This is a genomic window from Methylobacterium nonmethylotrophicum, assembly GCF_004745635.1.
Classification (GTDB): Bacteria; Pseudomonadota; Alphaproteobacteria; order Rhizobiales; family Beijerinckiaceae; genus Methylobacterium; species Methylobacterium nonmethylotrophicum.
Genome location: NZ_SRLB01000007.1, coordinates 216,221 through 232,393, shown reverse-complemented (window position 1 = coordinate 232,393; position 16,173 = coordinate 216,221). Strand labels below are relative to the sequence as shown.

At 71.8% G+C, this 16,173-nt stretch carries 14 protein-coding genes and 1 tRNA gene; 6 read left to right on the top strand and 9 right to left on the bottom strand.

Going from position 1 to position 16,173, the window contains the following annotated elements:
- Positions 1-46 precede the first annotated feature (46 nt).
- From EU555_RS11645 to EU555_RS11635, 3 genes are all read right to left on the bottom strand, one after another.
- Complete coding sequence (locus tag EU555_RS11645) at positions 47-1,339, bottom strand: adenylosuccinate synthase (protein WP_135414801.1); 1,293 nt, start codon at positions 1,337-1,339, stop codon at positions 47-49.
- A 194-nt stretch (positions 1,340-1,533) separates the two neighbouring features.
- Positions 1,534-1,893 carry a hypothetical protein gene (locus EU555_RS11640; protein ID WP_135414800.1) on the bottom strand — a complete coding sequence of 120 codons (360 nt, stop codon included), beginning with the start codon at positions 1,891-1,893 and terminating at the stop codon, positions 1,534-1,536.
- An 81-nt stretch (positions 1,894-1,974) separates the two neighbouring features.
- The gene (locus tag EU555_RS11635) at positions 1,975-2,826 is read right to left on the bottom strand and encodes a D-amino-acid transaminase (RefSeq protein WP_135414799.1); all 852 of its coding nucleotides are present in this window, start codon (positions 2,824-2,826) and stop codon (positions 1,975-1,977) included.
- Positions 2,827-3,030: 204 nt separating this feature from the next.
- On the opposite strand from EU555_RS11635, the gene EU555_RS11630 reads away from it, so the two are divergent.
- Positions 3,031-3,957, top strand: a complete 927-nt coding sequence (locus EU555_RS11630; protein WP_135414798.1) for a dihydrodipicolinate synthase family protein — start codon at positions 3,031-3,033, stop codon at positions 3,955-3,957.
- Positions 3,958-4,353: 396 nt separating this feature from the next.
- Here EU555_RS11630 and EU555_RS11625 read toward each other — a convergent pair whose 3' ends face one another.
- Positions 4,354-7,845 (bottom strand): indolepyruvate ferredoxin oxidoreductase family protein, encoded by a 3,492-nt coding sequence (locus EU555_RS11625; RefSeq protein ID WP_135414797.1) that lies wholly within the window; start codon positions 7,843-7,845, stop codon positions 4,354-4,356.
- A 224-nt stretch (positions 7,846-8,069) separates the two neighbouring features.
- Here EU555_RS11625 and EU555_RS11620 point away from each other — a divergent pair, with 224 nt between their 5' ends.
- The gene (locus EU555_RS11620) at positions 8,070-9,110 is read left to right on the top strand and encodes a cysteine synthase A (RefSeq protein WP_135414796.1); all 1,041 of its coding nucleotides are present in this window, start codon (positions 8,070-8,072) and stop codon (positions 9,108-9,110) included.
- Positions 9,111-9,878: 768 nt separating this feature from the next.
- The gene (locus EU555_RS11615; RefSeq protein ID WP_135414795.1) at positions 9,879-10,139 is read left to right on the top strand and encodes a helix-turn-helix domain-containing protein; all 261 of its coding nucleotides are present in this window, start codon (positions 9,879-9,881) and stop codon (positions 10,137-10,139) included.
- Between the two features lie 222 nt (positions 10,140-10,361).
- Here EU555_RS11615 and EU555_RS11610 read toward each other — a convergent pair.
- Positions 10,362-10,437: transfer RNA gene (locus EU555_RS11610), tRNA-Asn, on the bottom strand.
- Positions 10,438-10,539: 102 nt separating this feature from the next.
- The gene (locus EU555_RS11605; RefSeq protein WP_135414794.1) at positions 10,540-10,974 is read right to left on the bottom strand and encodes a hypothetical protein; all 435 of its coding nucleotides are present in this window, start codon (positions 10,972-10,974) and stop codon (positions 10,540-10,542) included.
- Between the two features lie 265 nt (positions 10,975-11,239).
- On the opposite strand from EU555_RS11605, the gene EU555_RS11600 reads away from it, so the two are divergent.
- Both EU555_RS11600 and EU555_RS11595 read left to right on the top strand, forming a co-directional pair.
- Positions 11,240-11,596 (top strand): hypothetical protein, encoded by a 357-nt coding sequence (locus tag EU555_RS11600; protein WP_135414793.1) that lies wholly within the window; start codon positions 11,240-11,242, stop codon positions 11,594-11,596.
- A 3-nt stretch (positions 11,597-11,599) separates the two neighbouring features.
- Complete coding sequence (locus EU555_RS11595; protein WP_135414792.1) at positions 11,600-14,158, top strand: PBP1A family penicillin-binding protein; 2,559 nt, start codon at positions 11,600-11,602, stop codon at positions 14,156-14,158.
- 68 nt (positions 14,159-14,226) lie between these two features.
- On the opposite strand, the gene EU555_RS11590 is transcribed toward EU555_RS11595, so the two are convergent.
- The 3 genes from EU555_RS11590 to EU555_RS11585 form a co-directional block, all read right to left on the bottom strand.
- Positions 14,227-14,805, bottom strand: coding sequence for a hypothetical protein (locus tag EU555_RS11590; RefSeq protein ID WP_135414791.1), 579 nt, complete (start codon positions 14,803-14,805; stop codon positions 14,227-14,229).
- A gap of 90 nt (positions 14,806-14,895) precedes the next feature.
- Positions 14,896-15,030 (bottom strand): hypothetical protein, encoded by a 135-nt coding sequence (locus EU555_RS37480; protein ID WP_281041282.1) that lies wholly within the window; start codon positions 15,028-15,030, stop codon positions 14,896-14,898.
- A gap of 143 nt (positions 15,031-15,173) precedes the next feature.
- Positions 15,174-15,389: a hypothetical protein gene (locus tag EU555_RS11585; protein ID WP_135414790.1), complete on the bottom strand. Its 216-nt coding sequence runs from the start codon at positions 15,387-15,389 to the stop codon at positions 15,174-15,176.
- 238 nt (positions 15,390-15,627) lie between these two features.
- On the opposite strand from EU555_RS11585, the gene EU555_RS11580 reads away from it, so the two are divergent.
- Positions 15,628-15,873: a DUF6894 family protein gene (locus EU555_RS11580; protein ID WP_245524255.1), complete on the top strand. Its 246-nt coding sequence runs from the start codon at positions 15,628-15,630 to the stop codon at positions 15,871-15,873.
- Positions 15,874-16,173 lie beyond the last annotated feature (300 nt).

Here is a 16,173-nt window from a genome sequence, read left to right as displayed (position 1 = left end):
AAGCTTCGCCCGCTCGGTCATCCCCGGGAGCGCGCCGGATTTCCGCTCAATCCTCGAAGGGGTTGTGGACCAGGATGGTGTCGTCGCGCTCCGGCGAGGTCGAGAGCAGGGCGACCGGCGCGCCGATCAGCTCCTCGATCCGGCGCACGTACTTGATCGCCTGGGCCGGCAGGTCGGCCCAGGAGCGGCCGCCCGCGGTGGTCTCGCTCCAGCCCTCGAAGGCCTCGTAGATCGGCTCGACCCGGGCCTGGTCGGCCTGGCTCGCCGGCAGGTGGTCGATCTCGCGGCCGTCGAGGCGGTAGCCGGTGCAGATCTGGATCGTGTCGAAGCCGTCGAGGATGTCGAGCTTGGTCAGCGCGATGCCGTCGATGCCCGACGTCCGCACGGTCTGGCGCACCAGGGCGGCGTCGAACCAGCCGCAGCGGCGCTTGCGCCCGGTGACGACGCCGAACTCGCGGCCGCGCTCGCCAATGCGCTCGCCGATCGCGTCGGTCAGCTCGGTCGGGAACGGCCCCTCGCCGACCCGGGTGGTGTAGGCCTTGACGATGCCGAGCACGTAGCCGATCGCCCCCGGGCCGAGGCCGGAGCCCGTCGCGGCCTGCGCCGCCACGATGTTCGACGAGGTCACGTAGGGATAGGTGCCGTGGTCGACGTCGAGGAGCGCGCCCTGCGCCCCCTCGAACAGGATGCGCTTGCCGGAGCGCCGGGCGTCGTCGAGGAGCGACCACACCGTGTCGGCGAAGGGGAGGATCTTCGGGGCGATGGCGAGGAGCTCGGCCTTCAGCGCTGCGCCGTCGATCTCCTCGATGCCGAGGCCCCGGCGCAGGGCGTTGTGGTGGGCGAGCAGCCGGCCGATCTTGGCGTCGAGCATGTCGGCATCGGCGAGGTCGACGACGCGGATCGCCCGGCGACCGACCTTGTCCTCGTAGGCCGGGCCGATGCCGCGCTTGGTCGTGCCGATCTTCAGCACCGCGTTCGAGGTCTCGCGGAAATGGTCGAGCTCGCGGTGCAGCGGCAGGATCAGCGTCGCGTTATCGGCGATGCGCAGGTTCTCGGGCGTGATCGCCACGCCCTGCTGGCCGATCCGGGCGATTTCTTCCACGAGGTGCCAGGGATCCACCACCACGCCGTTGCCGATGACCGACAGCGTGCCGCCGCGCACCACGCCCGAGGGCAGGAGCGACAGCTTGTAGGTCGTGCCGTCGATCACGAGGGTGTGGCCGGCATTGTGCCCGCCCTGGAAGCGGACCACGACGTCGGCCTGCTCGGAGAGCCAGTCGACGATCTTGCCCTTGCCCTCGTCGCCCCACTGGGCGCCCACGACGACGACGTTCGCCATATCACTATTACCCGTCCCTGCCCGCCGCACGAAAAGCCCCGGCGCACGAAGGCGCGGGGCTGATCGGCTCAGCGATGGTGTCACGCGTATGCGCTCTTCGGCGATCCGGCCCGGGAAATCAAGCGAGGGAGGATGCGCCGTGCGCGCAACGGGCGCCTGACTTGGAGGCCTGCGCCCGACCTGGGGCCTGCGGCTTACTTGGCCTGCGTGTTCGGGCCCTGGCCCGGCAGCTCGCCCGGCTTGATCACCGGGGTCGAGTTCGGGGTCGGCTCCGGCGGCCTGACCGCCATGTCCGGCGCGCCGGTTGCCGGCGGCTTGATCACGCCGTCCGATTGCTGGAGCCGGTCGCTCAAGGTGGAGCCGGTGGTGTCGGACTTGTCGGCGTTCGAGGTCGCGTCGCCGGGCCGGACCTTCTCGGGAATGGTCTGGTTCAGGGGCGGCAGGTTCGGATCGCGGTCGCGCCCCTTCAGGGGCACGTCGGGCGACTGGGCGAGGGCCGCGGTACCGGCCACGATCGCCAGCGCCGCGAGTCCGCCGCGCATCAGCTTGGACATTCGGTTTCTCCCAAGGATGGGGTCTCCTGAGGGAAACCGGGCCGGCCCGCGACAGTTCCGGCCCCGCTTGGCTTTAGCCGCTCAGCCGGCCGCCGCCATCTCGAGATAGAACCCGCGCAGGCGCCGGGTCAGGGGGCCGGGCTGGCCGCCGCCGACGCGGGTGCCGTCGATCTCGATCACCGGCATCACGAAGGCGGAGGCCGAGGTGAAGAATGCCTCGGCGGCGTTGAGCGCCTCCTCGACCGTGAAGGCGCGCTCCTCCACCGTCAGGCCGTTCTCCTCGGCGAGCCTCATCACCGCCCGGCGGGTGATGCCGGGCAGGAGCGCCGTCGAGAGCGGGCGGGTGACGACGCGGCCGTCATCCGTGATGATGAAGGCGGTCGAGGAGCCGCCCTCGGTGACGAAGCCGTCCTCGTGCATCCACGCTTCCGCGACGCCGGCGGCCGCCGCCTGCTGCTTGGCCAGCACCTGCGCCAGCAGCGCCACCGACTTGATGTCCCGGCGCTTCCAGCGCAGGTCCTCGACGGTGATGACCTTGGCGCCGCGCTCGGCGAGCGGGTTCGACGAGACGTTCTTGGCCTGCGTGAACATCACCACGGTCGGCGGCGTGCCCTCCGGCGGGAAGGCGAAGTCGCGCTCGGCGACGCCGCGGGTCACCTCCATGTAGACGAGGCCTTCCTGCAGGTCGTTGCGGGAGACCAGTTCCTCCTCGAGCCTCACCCATTCCGCGAGGGTGTGGGGGTTGCGGATGCCGATCTCCGACAGGGAGCGATCGAGCCGGGCGAGGTGGGCCTCGTTGTCGACGAGGCGCCCGTTCAGCACCGCGCTCACCTCGTAGATGCCGTCGGCGAACAGGAACCCGCGGTCCATGATCGGGATCGTCGCCTCCTCGAAGGGCACGAAGCGGCCGTTGACGTAGACGATGCGGGACATGCGGGTCTTCCTCGCGTGGGGCGCCGGGCCCTTCTGGCGCGGCCGTGCACGAACAAAAGGTCTTGAAGCACCTGCCATAGCCCGGCCGCAAGCGCGATTCCGGCCGTGCCGCCCTGCATGATTCGTGCAGGGCGCCCGCGCTCGCGGCAGTTGCGCGGGCGGCCGCGCGCGACCTATCGTCCGGCGAACACGAGAGGAAACGACATGCGGCTCACCCCCGACGCGAAGGGCGTCTTCCCCATCGCCCCGACCCCGTTCCACCCGGACGGCCGCATCGACGAGGCCTCGATCGACCGGATGACCGATTTCTACGGCGAGATCGGCTCGACCGGCCTCACCGTGCTCGGCATCATGGGCGAGGCGCCCAAGCTCGACGGCGCGGAAGCCGTGGCGGTGGCCGCGCGGGTGATCCGGCGCACCAAGCTACCCGTCATCATCGGCGTCTCGGCCCCGGGCTTCGCCGCCATGGCCTCGCTGACCCGCGCGGTGATGGATGCGGGCGCGGCCGCCGTGATGATCGCCCCGCCGCCGTCCCTGCGCACCGACGACCAGATCGTCGGCTATTACGCTCAGGCCGCAGAGGTGATCGGGCGCGACGTGCCGTTCGTGATCCAGGACTATCCGCTGACCTTGAGCGTGGTGATGACGCCCGGCGTGATCCGGCGCATCGTCACCGACAACCCGAACTGCGTCATGCTCAAGCACGAGGACTGGCCGGGCCTGGAGAAGATCTCGACGCTGCGCGGCTTCCAGCGCGACGGCTCGCTGCGGCCGATCTCGATCCTGTGCGGCAACGGCGGCCTCTTCCTCGACTTCGAGTGCGAGCGCGGGGCCGACGGCGCCAATACCGGCTACGCCTTCCCGGAAATGCTGATCGACGTGGTGCGGCTCTCAGGCAGCGGCGAGCGCGAGCGGGCGCACGACATCTTCGACGCCCACCTGCCGCTCCTGCGCTACGAGCAGCAGCTCGGCATCGGGCTCGCCGTGCGCAAATACGTCCTGATGCGTCGCGGCATCCTGGCCTCGGACGCCCAGCGCAAGCCCGGGGCCGGCCTCTCGGCGACGGCGCGGGCGGAGGTGGATTTCCTGCTCGAGCGGCTGGCCCGGCACGATCCGCGGGCGCGGGTCTGACGGCTACCTCGGGCGGCGTCCTCGCGATGGATGCGAGGATGTCGACCCGCAATTCCCGATCCGGCAGATGATCGAGCGCCGAGAAATCGCTCCTACAAATCCCGCAGTTGGCAGGGCTGCGCCAGCGAAAATCTCTGCGAGATCAAGCGCGGGATCCCCTCTCCAGGCGATGCCGGGCTTGCCCGGTATCGCTGCAAGGTGTGGGAGAGGAGTAGGGGATCGAAGATCCCGCGTGAGGGTGGAGACGGTTCCGCAGTAAAGCTCGAACTGTCGTGCTGCGCAGCTCAGCGTTCAGAGTTCAATCCTGAAGCCGAGCCACCCTCACGCGGGCCGCAGGCCCGTGCGGGATCTTCGATCCCCCGGCCACTCTCCCACACGGGAGAGGGGAGACGGAGCCTATTCCGCCGCCGTCGCCATCGCGGTCTCCGGGCTGCGGAAGCGGGCGAGCAAGGCCGCTTCCTCGGCCTTCACCGCCGCCAGGTTCTTCGCCTTGACCGGGCCGTAGCCGCGGATGCGCTGGGGCAGGCCGGCGAGGTCGACCGCCGCGGCGTGGTTCATCGGCGTGAGGTCGCGGGCGATCTCGGCGAGCAGCGCCTCGCAATCCCGCACGAGGCGCCGCTCCTCGCGCCGCTCCTGCGTGTAGCCGAACGGATCGAAGGCCGTGCCGCGCAGGCGCTTCATCCGGGCGAGGTAGCCGAAGGCCGTCATCATCCACGGCCCGAAGGTCATCTTGCGCGGCCGGCCGGTGGCGGGGTCGCGGCGGGCGAGGAGCGGCGGCGCGAGGTGGAACTCGTAGCGCAAGGCTTCGCCCTCGAAGGTACGGGCGACCTGGGCCTGGAAGCTGCCGTCGGTGTAGAGCCGGGCGACCTCGTACTCGTCCTTGTAGGCCATGAGCCGGAAGAGCGAGCGGGCGGCGGCGTCCGTCAGCGCCGTCTGGCCGGGCAAAACCGCCGCCTCCCGCGCCCGCACAACCGCCACCGCCTTGGCGTAACGCTCGGCGTAGGCCGCGTCCTGGTAGGCGGTCAGGAAGGCGACGCGCTTGGCGATCACCGCGTCGAGGTCCGGCGCCAGGTCCGGGGCCGGGGCCTCGACCGCCCGCATCGTGTCGGGGGCGGCGGCGGCGCGCCGGCCCCAGGCGAAGGCCGCGAGGTTCATCGCCACCGCCTCGCGGTTGAGCTCGATCGCCCGCAGGAGCGCGGCCCGCGACAGCGGCACCCGCCCGCGCTGCCAGGCATAGCCCAGCATGAACATGTTGGCGGCGAGCGCATTGCCGAGCACCGAGACCGCGAGGCTCGTGGCGTCAGTGAAGTCGGCGTTCTCGGCGCCGGCGGCCTCCCGGATCGCCCGCTTGATCCGCTCGGCCGGCAGGGAAAAGTCGGGCCGGCGGGTGAACTCGCCCGGCATCACCTCGGCCGTGTTGACGACGAGGTGGGTGCGGCCCTTGGCGACCGCGGACAGCACCTTGCGGTTGCCGCTCACCACGAGGTCGCAGCCGAGCACGAGGTCGGCGGCACCCGCCCCGACCCGGATGGCGTGGATGTCCTCCTGGCTATTGGCGAGCCGCACGTGGCTGAACACCGCGCCGCCCTTCTGGGCGAGGCCCGCCATGTCGATCATCCCGAGGCCCTTGCCCTCGAGATGGGCCGCCATGCCGAGGATCGCCCCGATCGTCACCACGCCGGTGCCGCCGACGCCGGTGACGATCAGGTTGTAGGTGCCGGCGATCTCCGGGATCGTCGGCTCGGGCAGGCCGGCATCCGGCGCCACGTCGGTCGACACCGGGAGGCCGGCAGGCTTGCTGCGGGGCTTGGCGCCGTGCACCGTCACGAAGGACGGGCAGAAGCCCTTGACGCAGGAAAAATCCTTGTTGCAGCCCGACTGGTCGATGCGGCGCTTGCGGCCGAACTCGGTCTCGACCGGCTGCACCGCGACGCAGTTCGACTGCACCGAGCAGTCGCCGCAGCCCTCGCAGACCAGTTCGTTGATGATCACCCGCTTGTCGGGATCGGGGAAGGCGTTGCGCTTGCGCCGGCGCCGCTTCTCGGAGGCGCAGGTCTGGTCGTAGATCATCACCGAGACGCCCGGCACGGTGGCGAGCTCCCGCTGCACCGCGTCCAATTCGTCGCGGTGATGGATCGTGAGACCGTCCGGCCAGCGGGTGGTCGTCGGGTACTTGTCCGGCTCGTCGGTGACGAGGGCGATGCGGTCCACGCCCTCCGCCCGCACCTGGGCGGCGATGCGGTCGACGGTGAGGGCGCCCTCGTGCGGTTGGCCGCCGGTCATCGCCACCGCGTCGTTGAACAGGATCTTGTAGGTGATGGTGGTGCCGGTATCGACGGCCCAGCGCAGCGCCAGCGAGCCCGAGTGGTTGTAGGTGCCGTCGCCGAGGTTCTGGAAGACGTGGCCGCGCTTGGAGAAGGCGTTCTCGCCGATCCAGTTCGCGCCCTCGCCGCCCATCTGGGTGAAGCCGTCGGTGCCGCGGTCCATCCACTGCGCCATGTAGTGGCAGCCGATCCCCGCATAGGCCCGCATGCCCTCCGGCACCTTGGTGGAGGTGTTGTGCGGGCACCCGGCGCAGAAATGCGGCGTCCGGGTCGCGATGTCGGCCGTCTGCGCCAGCCGCTCCTGCGCTCCCTTGAGGCGCGCGACGCGGCCCGCGAGATCGTCGTTGCGGTGGTAGCGCAGCAGCCGCTCACCGAGCGCCACGGCGATGTCGTTGGGGTCGAGCGCGCCCTTGACGGGGAAGAGCCAGTTCCCGGCCTCGTCGCGCTTGCCGATGCAGACCGGCTGGTTCGCCGTCCCGTACAGCTCCTCGCGCAGCTGCACCTCGATCAGCGAGCGCTTCTCCTCCACCACCATGACGAGGTCGAGGCCCTCCGCGAAGGCGGCGAGCTCGCGCCGCGACAGCGGCCACGGGCAGGCGACCTTGTAGAGGCGCAGCCCCATGTCGTTGGCCTTGACCTCGTCGAGGCCGAGGTCGTCCATCGCCTGGCGCACGTCGAGGTAGGACTTGCCGACCGTGATGATGCCGACCTTCGGCTGGCGCCCGCCCGAGAGCACGATGCGGTTGAGGTTGTTGGCCCGCACGAAGGCCAGCATCGCGTCGCGCTTGAAGTCCTGGAGGCGGGCCTCCTGCTCCAGGATGCCGTCCGGCGTGCGGATGTTGAGCCCGCCCGGCGGCATCAGGAAGTCGTCGGGGAGCTGAATCTTCACCCGGTCGAGGCGGGCATCGACGCTCGCGGTCGATTCGATGTTCTCCTTCACGCACTTGAAGGCGATCCAGGTGCCGCAATAGCGGCTCATCGCGTAGCCGTAGAGCCCGTAATCGAGGATCTCCTGCACCCCGGCCGGGTTCAGGATGGGGCTCATCACGTCGACGAAGTGGAACTCCGACTGGTGCGCGACGGTGGAGGATTCCGCCGTGTGGTCGTCGCCCATCAGCGCCAGCACGCCGCCGTGGCGCGAGGTGCCGGCCATGTTGGCGTGGCGAAACACGTCGCCGGAGCGGTCGACGCCCGGCCCCTTGCCGTACCAGAGGCCGAACACGCCGTCGTAGCGGCCCTCGCCGCGCATCTCGGCCTGCTGCGAGCCCCAGATGGCGGTGGCGGCCAGCTCCTCGTTGAGCCCGGGCTGGAAGACGATGCCGGCCTGGTCGAGGACCGTCTTCGCCCGCACCAGGTTCTGGTCGAGCCCGCCGAGCGGCGAGCCGCGATAGCCGGAGACGAAGCCCGCCGTGTTGAGCCCGGCCGCCCGGTCGCGGGCCTGCTGCATCAGCAGCATCCGGATCACCGCCTGGGTGCCGGTGACGAAGACCTGGTCGCGGGAGAGATCGTACTTGTCGTCGAGGCTGACCGACCGAAGGGACGGGGTGGTCGCGGACGAGCCCATCGCGTGTTCCTCCTGCGCGCGCGGTGGGGGCCGGTTCCGCCGGCCTCTCGGGACCACGCCGATATGTCAGGAATGCTGACATTTTCGGGATCGGCCGTCAACGCGGCCGGGAGGCCTTCCAGCCGCGCGCGGGCCTTGCCCGGCGCGAGCCTTGCCGCCTGCCCGGTTTCGCGGCATCACCGCTTCCCCCGCGGGCACCTGCGCCCGCTCCGGATGCCATCGCGATGATCCGCCCCGACATCCTCGCCGCGATCGGCGGCACGCCGCTGATCCGGCTGAAGCGTGCCTCCGAGGAGACCGGCTGCACCATCCTCGGCAAGGCCGAGTTCATGAATCCGGGCCAGTCGGTGAAGGACCGTGCCGCCCTGTTCATGGTCGACGCCGCCGAGCGCGCCGGAACCCTGCGGCCGGGCGGCACCATCGTCGAGGGGACGGCGGGCAATACCGGCATCGGGCTCGCGCTCGTCGGCGCGGCGCGGGGCTACCGCACCGTGATCGTGATTCCGGAGACCCAGTCGGCGGAGAAGAAGCAGGCGTTGCGCCTCGCCGGGGCCGACCTCGTCGAGGTGCCGGCGGTGCCCTTCGCCAACCCGAACAACTACGTGAAGGTGGCCCGGCGCTTGGCCGAGCGCCTCGCCGCGACCGAGCCCGGCGGCGCCTTCTTCGCCGACCAGTTCGACAACACCGCCAACCGCGAGGCCCACATCGCCACGACCGGCCCGGAGATCTGGGCGGCGACCGGGGGCCAGGTCGACGGCTTCATCTGCGCGGCCGGCACCGGCGGCACGCTCGCCGGCACCGCGGCGGCCCTGCGCGCCCGCAACCCGCGGGTGACGATCGGGCTCGCCGATCCGGACGGCTCTGCCCTTCATCCCTACTACGCCACCGGCGAACTCAAGGCGTCGGGCAACTCGATCACCGAGGGCATCGGCCAGGGACGCATCACCGGCAACCTCGACGGCTTCCGCCCCGACGTCTCCTACGCGATTCCCGATGCGGAGGCGCTGCCGCTGGTCTTCGGCCTCCTGGAGGAGGAGGGCCTGTGCCTCGGCGGATCGTCGGGCATCAACGTCGCCGGCGCGATCCGCCTCGCCCGCCATCTCGGCCCGGGCCACACGGTGGTGACGATCCTGTGCGACTACGGCACCCGCTACGCCTCGAAGCTGTTCGACCCCGACTTCCTGCGCGCCCGCGACCTGCCGGTGCCGCACTGGCTCGAGAGCCCGCGGGCGATCGATCCGGGACTGGTGCCGACGGGGGCGTGACACAGCCTTACCGAAGGCCACATCCCAGCAAGAAGACGCGCCTCTCTCCTCTCCCCGCGGGCGGGGAGAGGGCTGAGCCCCTGTCCAAGGGGCACAGCAAGCCCGCAGGGCGAGGGTGAGGGGGTGTTTCCGGAGGGAGACTCTTCCGGCACCTCCCCCTCACCCCCGGCTATCGCCTCGCTCCGTCGACCACGAGATCGCCGGAGCCCTCTCCCCGCCCGCGGGGAGAGGGGAAGGGCGCCTGAGTTCGAAGAGGTGCCGCACCGCTCTGCGATGCTTCCTTCGGCGGAGCCGGGGACCGCTCCGACCATTGTCGCGTGCCGGAATGCCCTCGGTGCTTTTCGTGGCGTAAGTCTCGCCATCGGCCCGAGCGAGGTGAAGCGGCGATGGGCCGGGCTCGGCGTCGTCCTGCGCTGCCGAACCGTGCCGTGCCGCCGGGGCCGGCGCCGATGTCCGGGCCGCCCGGGCGAGTGGACGGCGGGGGTCGTCACCCCGTGTCTTGGGCCGCCCCGTCGGGTGCATTCCGGCGGTCTGCCATGCCGGCCCGCCGCATCGGGCCGGGTCGCCGCTCGTCCATTCGACGACTTTCCTTCATCTGGCAAAAATTCATCGTATTGCCGCCGATCAACGTCGCGCATCGCAAGCACAAACCCGTGCCATAGCCTCAGGATGGCGTCATTAACGGCCTATTAACCATGATTGCGCAGCTTTTCCGGGTCACAACAACAAGCACGCCCGGGGGCCCTTCGTCACCAGGAGGACAGCAGCATGGCGCCAGCGACCACCCTCGCGGATGCCGAGCGCAAGCTCGTCATCGAGACCCTCATCCGTTGCCGCGGCAACCGCACCCACGCCGCCAAGATGCTCGGCGTCTCGGTCCGCACGGTGCGCAACCGGATCGCCGAGTACCGGAAGATCGGCGTCTGCCTGCCGATCTATCGGGACGTCGTCTGGTCGGACTGGCCGGAGGGGGAGTTCTCCCCGGAGGAGGCCGGGATGCTCACGGCGCCGGCGGAGCCCTGCGCCTGAGCGGGGGGTGATCGCAGCCGGATCCCATCGGTCGGGACACGATGCGACACCCTGGATCGGCCTCCCGCGTTCCCCCGCGTGGACTTGCCGAACAGGCATGTCGAACAGACTTGCCGCGCGGATTTGGGATGCCGATCCGGGAATGCGGACGGCGCGCCCGCAGGACATCGCGGCCGCGGGAGCGTCGACGCCGGGTCCACATCGATGGTCGGAATGAGGGAATGGCTCCCCGAGCAGGACTCGAACCTGCGACAAGGCGATTAACAGTCGCCTGCTCTACCAGCTGAGCTATCGGGGAACGTCGCTGCCGGCGCCCAGCGGGTGCCGACGGGCGCTTCTTAGCCAGTTCACCCCAGGGGCGCAACCCCGGTTCGCCCCATGGGCGCGCGGATCCCACGCCTCAGCGCGGCGGGCAGGCCGGGCCGGCGGGGCCGACCACGAGGTCGCCGTCGCGGGGGTTGTTGAGCACGAAGGGCTCGGTGCCGCCCTGGCCGAAGCCCATCAGGCCGAGATCGTAGTAGCACCGGTCGAGGACCGCCGTGAACGTGTAGCTGTCCTGTGCCACCGGGGGCCCGACCGGGACCAGCCGCCCGCGCCGCCCCCGCGCAGCGCAGTGGGCCGCGATGTCGACCCGGCCCGGCGCCAGCATGCGGATCGAGCGCGAGGAATGCGGCGGGATGCCGACGCTGGGGCCGCCGTTGCGGCTCGCCACCGCGAAGTAGGGCGAGCGGTTGATGACGCGCCGGACGCAGCCGGCCTCCGCCGCGCTGACCGCGCCGGCGAGCAGGGCCGCCGCCGCCGACCACAGGTAAAGCCGCTTCACGCCCGGCCGCATGGCCTCACCTCTCTTCCCCGCGAAGGACCTCGCGACACACGACAACCTAAGGCATCGCCGATGAACGGCCAGGCGCGGGCGAGATCCGGTCCGGGAACGGAACGGCAGAGCTTGGCGTTGAGTTCCGATCCTGCGTGCGGTGACGGCATTTCGGTGCCCGGCCGCCCCGCGTCGTGTCCCGATCGCTCACCGAGACGATTCCCCGCCCAGAAGATCCCTCGCCCAGACGATCCCTTGCCCAGACGATCCCTTGCCCGGAGCCCCGATGCGCATTCGTTCCCTGCTGCTGGCCCTCTTCCTGCTCACCGGCCTCGGCGGTCTCGCCGGCGCCTCGCCGCTGATGCCGAGCGCCGCCGTCACCACCGCGCTGGACCAGCCCTCCACGGTCGAGACCGTGCGCTGGCGCCGTCACCGTCACTGGCATCGGCGGCACTGGCATCGCCGTCACTGGCACCATCGCCGCCACTACCGCCGGCACTGGCACCACCGGCGCCACTACCATCGGCATTACCGGCGTCACCACCATTACCGCGGCCACCGCCACGTGCGGCGGCTGCAGTTCAGCCGCCCGGCCGCCACCCGGCCGGTGCGCTGGATCGAGCCGCGCCAGGCCGGACGCTGAGCCTTGAGCGAGTGGCCGCCCGAGTCCGGACCTGACGGACGCCCTCGCGACTGGCTCGATCTCGGAGGCCCGGCCCGGCCGGCCGCCGAGACCGGAGCCTCGCAGGCCCAAGCGGCATCGGCGCACGTTGCGCCGGCTCACGCCGGACAGGGTCATGCCCCGCAGACGGCCGCCGCGGCGCCGGAGGCCCGCTTCGCGGGCTTTGGCCGTACCGCCGCGGGTTTCGGCGCCCGCCTCGGCCCGGCCCTCAGGGGCGGCGTCCTGCGGGCGCGGGCGACGGCCGGCCGCCTCGCCGGCCACCCGGCCACCCGCCGCGCCGCCGCCGCCACGGCGGCGGCTTGGCGGACCGCTTGGCGCCCGGCCGCCGCGCTCGCCCGGCGGGTGCCGTGGCTGCGGGTGACCGCGGCCGCGGCCGCCCTCGTGGTCGGCCTCCTCCTGACCTACACGATCTATGCGCTCGCGACCCTGCCGGTGAATGGCGGCCTCACGGTCGAGCCCACGGCGTCCGCCCTGGTGGTGCGGGCCGCCGACGGGCAGGCCTTCGCCACCCGCGGCGTGATCAAGGGCGCGAAGCTCGCCCCCAAGGAGGTGCCGCCGGTCCTCGCCAAGGCGATCGTGGCGATCGAGGACCGCCGCTTCTACGACCATTCCGGCATCGACCTGCGCGGGCTGTTCCGCGCCGCCCTGCGCAACGCCGCCGCCGGCGGCACCCGCGAGGGCGGCTCGACCCTGACCCAGCAGCTCGTCCGCATGAGCTACCTGTCGCAGGACCGCACCCTGAAGCGGAAGGTCCAGGAGGCGGTGCTGGCGCTCTGGCTCGAATCGCAGCTGCCGAAGGACGAGATCCTCACCCGCTACCTCAACGCCGCCTATTTCGGCGCCGGCGTCTACGGCGCCGACGCGGCGACGCAGCGGTATTTCGGCAAGCCGGCCAAGGACCTGACCTTGAGCGAGGCCGCCATGCTGGCGGGCCTGGTGCGGGCGCCCTCGCAGCTCGCGCCCCACCGCAACCTCGACGGCGCCCGCGGCCGTGCCGCCCAGGTGCTCGACGCGATGGTGGAGACCGGCGCGGTCACGAAGGCCGAGGCCGACGCCGCCAAGCGCGCGCCCGCCACCGTCCGGGTGCCGACGGAGACGCCGGTCGGCACCAACTACTTCGTCGACAACGTCGCCGATTCGGTCCGCACCCTGATCGGCGCCGGGCCGGCGGATGCCACGGTGCGCACCACCCTCGACCTGACGCTCCAGAACATCGCCGAGAGCGTGATCGCCCGCCGCCTCGACCAGGACGGCGAGCGGCGCAAGGTCTCGCAGGGCGCGCTCGTCGCGATGGCGACGGACGGGGCGATCCTGGCGATGGTCGGCGGGCGCGACTACGCCGACAGCCAGTTCAACCGCGTCACCCAGGCCAAGCGCCAGCCCGGCTCGCTGTTCAAGCTGTTCGTCTACCTCACCGCCCTGCGCGAGGGCTACCGGCCGGATTCGACCCTCGTCGACCGCCCGACGCAGGTCGGCGAGTGGGAGCCGGAGAACTATGGCGGGCGCTACCGCGGCGCCGTCACCCTGCGCAGCGCCTTCGCCCACTCGATCAACACCGTGGCGGTGCAGCTCGCCGAAGCGGTCGGGATGCCGGCGGTGATCGAGACCGCGCGCGGCCTCGGCATCACCTCGGACCTGCCGAACCTCCCGAGCCTCGCCCTCGGCTCGGCCGAGACCACCCTGCTCGAACTCACCCGCGCCTACGCGGCGGTGGCGGCCGGCGCCGAGACCGTCGAGCCCTACGGCGTGCGCCAGATCCTCGCCCGCGAGCAGCCGCTATACACGCGGCCCCAAACCGCCCCGACGCCCGCCCGCGACCAGGCCGCCCGCACCGGGATGCTCGACCTCCTGAGCGCCGTGGTCCGGGAAGGCACGGGCAAGAACGCCCGCGTCTCGGTGCCGGCCGGCGGAAAGACGGGCACCACCCAGGACAGCCGCGATGCCTGGTTCATCGGCTTTGCCGGCGACCTCGTGGTCGGGGTCTGGCTCGGCAACGACGACAATTCGCCGATGGCCGGCGTCACCGGCGGCGACCTGCCGGCCCTGATCTGGCACGACTTCGTCACCCAGGCCCTCGCGGCCCGCGCCAAGGCCGGCAGGCCCGAGACGGCGCGGCCGGCCCCGGCGCCGCCGGCCCCGCGGCCGGAGGCGGCGAGCATCGCCGAGCCGGAGGCCGATCCGCGGGCGAACCGGGATCAGGCCGCCCGGGCGGTGCTGCGGGGCACGCCGGGGGTGATCGATACCGGCACCCTCGACTTCGACGGGCGCACGGTGCGGCTGATCGGGGTCGACGGCCTGTCGGGCCGCAACGCCCGGGAGCTCGGCCGCTACCTGCGCCGGCGCGACGTCGCCTGCGCGCCGGCCGGGGAGGGCGGCGCCTATCGCTGCTCCCTCGACGGCCAGGACCTCTCCGAGCTGATCCTGTTCAACGGCGGCGGCCGCGCCAGCGCCGACGCCACGCCGGACCTGCTCGCGGCCGAGGAGCAGGCCCGCTCGAACCGGATCGGGATCTGGCGGCGCTGACGGGCGTGCCACCCGGCGGGCGTGCGGCGGCTTCTCTCCGCCGCTTCGTCCGGTGCTCAGCCCCGTAGTCAGCCCTTCGGCTTGGCTTTGCCGTCCACCTTCAGGCAGGGCGCGAGCGCGGTCTTGAGCCGGTCGGACTCGGCGGCCGAGATCGACACCGTCACGACGAGCGGGCTGTCGCCCTTGCGTGGGCTCTCCTGACGCCAGCGCAGGCTGCCCGGCCCGGCGCCCGCGGCGGCGACCACGCTCCTGAGCTTCGCCAGCTCGGCCGCCTCGCCGCGCAAGGACGCTCCCGCGCCGAGCGCGAAGGTCGTGCCGTCGACCTTGATGGCGCCGTTCGCCGACACGCGCACAGGTTGCCCAACCGTGATCTCGGTCAGGGGCCTGCGGGTGCCGCTCGGCCCCTCGAAGGCGCCGAAGTCGAACCGCTTCTCCAGCGCCTCGAAATTCGGCACCTCGAAACCGATCGACAGGCTGCCGGTTTCCGTGCGCGACCGCGTGTCGGTGCATGTGAACGCCATCGCGACGTCCCGGCTCTCGGGGCCGACCACCGCCCTGCCCGTTAGGCTGACCGTGCCGTCGGCCGCCAGGGCGGGGCCGGTCCAGGCCATGCAGGCCGCCAGCAGGATGCCTCTGCGTGTCGTCATCACCGGGTCCTCGCGCGAACCGGGGAGGCTGTAGCCGATTCGACGGTCCAGGGCATGACGGGTCACGCCGAAGCGCGTCCCGCCGCGCGTTCAGATCAGGACGGCGTTGAGCGCGACCGTCAGGGCTGCGCCGACGGCGGCGAAGCCGAGCAGCACGAGGCTGCTGACCTGATCTGCGGCGTCGACGTCGTGGCCGACGCGGTGCTCGGAGGCGTTGCTGCTCATGGGGGTTCTCCTGTGTCGGCGTCGCTCGCGCCGGGATGTCCCGGCCAACGCCGCCGCCGCCCGGGCGGATCGGCCGTCCCCCGGCAGCTTTTCGACGCAGGAGATTTCGACGCAGGAGCAGGACAAGGGACGCCTCCGGCGGATCAGCCGGCGTGCGTGCCGCCCTCGTGGCCGTGGCTGGTGCCGATCACGCAGAGCGCCAGGCCGGCGATGCCCCCGAGGGTGCCGATCGGGGTCTGGTACCGCCAGGACGCGTAGTAGCCGGCACTGCCGATCACGACGCCGAGGAGCGTGAGCATCACGCCGCGGGCCGAGACGCGGGGCTTCTCGTGGGGGGAGCGGGCTGCAGCCTGGTGCATCGTCGTGGGCCTCCGCCGCGCCGGGGCCGCTGCCCGGGTGCGGGCAGGGGAGCGGGGGCGGCGGCCCTCTCCCTTCGGAGGAACGCGGCAGGCGCGGATTCGCTCACGGCTCGGCCGCAACTCGCCTTTTCCCTGACATGCCAGCCTGGAACCGCGCTGGTAACGTCAGGGGATCGCACCGCTCACAACCGATCGGCCGCGGGCCGATCGGCGACGCCCCGAGCCGCGCGCCTCGCCCGTGCCGCCCCCGACCGTGGTCAGCCTCATGCCGCAACGCTACTTCTTCAATCTGGTCGGTCCGGTGCGTGCGATCGAGGACCCGACGGGCGTCGAGGCCGACACGCCGGACCAGGCCGAGGCGGAAGCGCGGGCGGTCATCGCCGAGATGCGGGCGAGCGGCGACCTGCCGGAGCTGGGTCCCGGCTGGCGGCTCGAGATCCGCGACGCGGCCGGCCGGCTGGTGCGATCAATTCCGCTCGACTGAGGCGCGGGGTCCGGCCCGCTCAAGCACCTGGCGCACATGGGCGCGGATGTCGGTGCGAACCGCCGCGTCCCGGCGCTCTGCCGTCTGCGCGGAAGCCTCCGGCGTCGGGGGACCTGCCTGCCCCGTGGATTGAGCCTTACCGCCGAGCGACATCGTGCGTGCCTCCTGCCTCAAGTCCCGATCCAGCTTCGGACCGTCACGGAAGTGTACGGACCAGCCGCGACACCTCGCGGTGCGCGGCAGCACAGTCCGCTCCCTTCGCCGGAAACCGGCGCCGATCGTATCCTGATGGAGAGAATC